This window comes from Nocardioides sp. (genome assembly GCF_024509035.1).
In the GTDB taxonomy this organism is placed as follows: Bacteria; Actinomycetota; Actinomycetes; order Propionibacteriales; family Nocardioidaceae; genus Nocardioides.
Genome location: NZ_JANINT010000216.1, coordinates 1 through 3572 on the forward strand (window position 1 = coordinate 1; position 3572 = coordinate 3572).

The window sequence follows — 3572 nt, forward strand, 5'->3', positions numbered from 1 at the left end:
CGCGCCGGTCGTGCCGGCTGCCTCCCACGCAGCGCGCACGCGCCGGGCCCGGCGGGAGCCGCCCCGCGTCCGCGCGGCCGATGGCCCGGACGCCGGCCGGCACGACGGGCCGTGGAGGGTCGAGTTCGACACCGGCGAGACCCTGCAGATCGACGGGCCTGTGCTCCTCGGCCGCGATCCGGAGGCGCGCCCGGGGGAGGCCGTGCGCCACCTGGTGCAGCTCCGATCGGCGGACCTGTCCCTGTCCAAGACCCACGCCCAGCTCCGGCTCACGGGGCGGGGCCGGCTCGTCGTGACCGACCGCGGGTCGACGAACGGCTCGACGCTGCTACGAGAAGGCGCGGCCCGGGAGCTGCCGGTCGGTCGCGCGACCACCCTGCTCGACGGCGACCGGGTGCGGTTCGGGGACCGGGAGATGCGGGTGCGTCAGGAGGCAGACGACCGCACTCCGGCCACGCGGTCCCGATCATCGAACAGATAACGGTCCGGTAACGAACGGCGACGGCTCTTCCGCTCACCCCGCTCGGACGTGTCGACTGCTCTCCTCCTGACGGTGATCTCGGCGCCGTTGACCCGGTTGTCGAGCGTGCCCTCGGGCTCTCGGGCGGACCACGCCCTGACAACTGGGAGGACTCTCTTGCGAAGGACCCACGTCGCCGCGATGGCGACGGCATCTCTGATCGCGGCCGCCACGGCGCTGTCGCTCACCACCCCGCAGGCCGGCGCCACGCCGCCCGCGGACGGCCCCGCGGCCAAGTCCGACCGCGGCCGCCCCACGGACGTGCTCACCCCCGGGTGGAAGTCCAACTACCACGCCCGCAACCAGGCCGCCCTCGAGAAGCGGCTGCGCACCGGCGGCAAGGGCCAGGCCGAGAAGCTCGGCAAGGGCGTCTACGGGCGCGTCGCGCAGACCGGCAAGGACCGCATCTTCGTCGTGCTGGCCGAGTTCGGCGATCGCCGGCACCAGGCCTACCAGGACGACCCCGACTCGGGCGCCCAGCGGTTCGACGGCCCGCTGCACAACCAGATCCCCAAGCCCGACCGCAAGGTCGACAACACCACGATCTGGAACGCCGACTTCAGCACGGCGTACTTCAAGAACATGTACTTCAGCCGGATGAAGGACTTCTTCGAGGACCAGTCCAGCGGGCAGTACTCCATCGCCGGCGACGTCACCGCCTGGGTGAAGGTGCCGTTCAACGAGGCCCGCTACGGCAGCAACAAGGACTGTGGCGACATCGTCTGCAGCAACGTCAACTTCCTGATCCGGGACGCGCTGTCGGAGTGGGTGCAGGGCCGGCTCGACGACGGCTGGACGATGCAGCGCATCCAGGACTACCTCAAGACCTTCGACGTCCAGGACCGTTACGACTACGACGGTGACGGCGACTTCCGCGAGCCGGACGGCTACATCGACCACTTCCAGATCGTCCACGCGGGCGGCGACGAGGCCGACGGCGACCCGATCTACGGCTCCGACGCCATCTGGAGCCACCGCGGCAACGCGGCGCTGCACGGCCTCGGCACCGGCCCCGGCCCTGCGGTCGGCGGCATCCAGGTCGGCGAGGGTGGCAAGAGCGACACGGGCGCGCCCGACGGTGGCGTGACGTTCCCGGACAACCCGACCGGCCTGTGGGTCAGCGACTACACGATGCAGCCCGAGAACGGCGGCCTGAGCGTCTTCGCCCACGAGTACACCCACGACCTCGAACTGCCCGACCTCTACGACACCTCCGGCAACACCGGCGGCGCCAGCAACAGCGTCGAGCACTGGTCGCTGATGGCGCAGTCCCGCGGCACCGCCAAGGGCGACCCGGGCATCGGTGACCGCCCGCAGCCGATGGGCGCGTGGGAGAAGTTCCAGCTCGGGTGGCTCGACTACGACACCATCCGCGCGGGCCGGACCGGCACCTTCAAGCTGCGTCCGGGTGCGTCGACCAGCGGCCGACAGTCCAACGGGCTCATCGTGCTGCTGCCGGACAAGGACGTCACGTTCCAGTACGGCGCGCCCTGCGCCGACTGCGGCGAGAAGTTCTACTTCTCCGGCTCCGGCGACAACCTCGACCACACCATGACCCGCGAGGTCGCCGACGGTGGTGAGCTCACCGCCAAGGTGCGCTACGCCATCGAGGAGGGCTGGGACTACGCGTTCCTCGAGGTCTCCAGCGACGGTGGCGAGACCTGGACCTCGATCCCCACGAGCGAGAGCTACGAGGGTGAGGACCAGGGCTCGTTCAACCCCGACGGCACCGGCATCACCGGCACCACCGACGGGCAGTGGGTCGACCTGACGGCCACGGTGCCCGCCGGCACCAACGCCGTCCGTTGGCGCTACCTCACCGACGGCGCGGCCGCCGAGGCCGGCTTCCAGGTCGACAACATCACGCTGGACGGCGAGCCGATCGGCACGGCCGAGGCGGGCTCCGAGGGCTGGGTGCTCGACGGGTTCGAGGCGGTCCACTCCGAGGAGACCAAGGCGTTCCTGAACACCTACTTCGTGGACAACCGGCAGTACGTCGGGCGCGACAAGGTGCTCGAGCACGTCTACAACTTCACCGGTGACAAGGAGCGCCCGGACTGGGTCGACTTCTTCGCCTACCAGCCCGGCGCGCTGATCAGCTACTGGGACACCTCCTACACCGACAACAACGTCGGCGACCACCCCGGTCACGGTGAGGTGCTCCCCGTGGACGCGCACCCGGTGTTCCAGCACGCGTTCGACCAGTCGATCCTGCGCACCAAGGTGCTGACGGCCGACTCGGCGTTCTCGCGGCTGGCCACTCCGTCGCAGAAGCTGCACTACCAGGGCAAGGCCTACACGCTGAAGGGTCAGCCGGCCGAGCCGCTGTTCGACGACACGATGGACTGGTGGTTCAGCAGCGACGAGCACGGCACCGGTGACCACCCCGGGTTCTACGAGCCCGAGTGGTACGGCGTGGACGTGCCGAAGACCGGCACCACCATCAAGGTGCTGAACGTCAACAAGCGCACCAAGGTGATGACCGTCAAGGTCGGCACCTCGCGCTGATCGCAGATCGAGACCCCCGCACCCCACCCACCACGGTGGGGTGCGGGGGTCTCGCGCACGTGGGGCGAGCCCGTCCTCCGCAGCGTCGGCAGGGCGCTGAGTGAGACACGGTGGTTGAGGTGCGAGGAGCGCTAGCGACGAGCCTCGAAACCACCGCAACCCGCGCAGGGCGCCAACCACCGCTGGTCGAGCTCGTCGAGACCCCCGCAGCCTCGGCAGGGCGGCGAGCTGTAGGTCGGCCTGCGGGTGCGCTCGGGTCGTCGTGGGTGAAGAACGAGGGAGGGTGGTCGCCGTGCGCTGTGGTCACCGCGGGTGGTCACCGTCCGCGCTTGGGCATCAGATCGTGGTGGGTTGCTGTGCTGTGGTCGTCGCCTACGACCCGGGACCCCGCCTGCCGACTCACCCCACCTGGCCCGGCGTCAGATTTTACTTTCGGAGTTCCCAGATCCTTGTGGATACAGGGTTCTGGGCCCTCTCGATGTCGGTGGGCTCTGCTGGGATGGGTACATGGCAGCCACCCCGCTCGAGCACCCGGACCTCGATG

Annotated in this window: 2 protein-coding genes; both read left to right on the plus strand. The window is 69.8% G+C overall.

What is annotated here, in order from left to right:
• Positions 1-481, plus strand: a 481-nt coding sequence (locus Q0L15_RS15475) for an FHA domain-containing protein (protein WP_296605347.1), incomplete at its 5' end; no start/stop codon positions are given.
• A 180-nt stretch (positions 482-661) separates the two neighbouring features.
• Positions 662-3028 (plus strand): immune inhibitor A domain-containing protein, encoded by a 2367-nt coding sequence (locus tag Q0L15_RS15480; protein ID WP_296605348.1) that lies wholly within the window; start codon positions 662-664, stop codon positions 3026-3028.
• Positions 3029-3572 lie beyond the last annotated feature (544 nt).

Coding starts and splice junctions, on each gene's coding strand:
- Q0L15_RS15480 (WP_296605348.1), top strand. CDS start 662: ATGGCGACGGCATCTCTGATCGCGGCCGCCACGGCGCTGTCGCTCACC.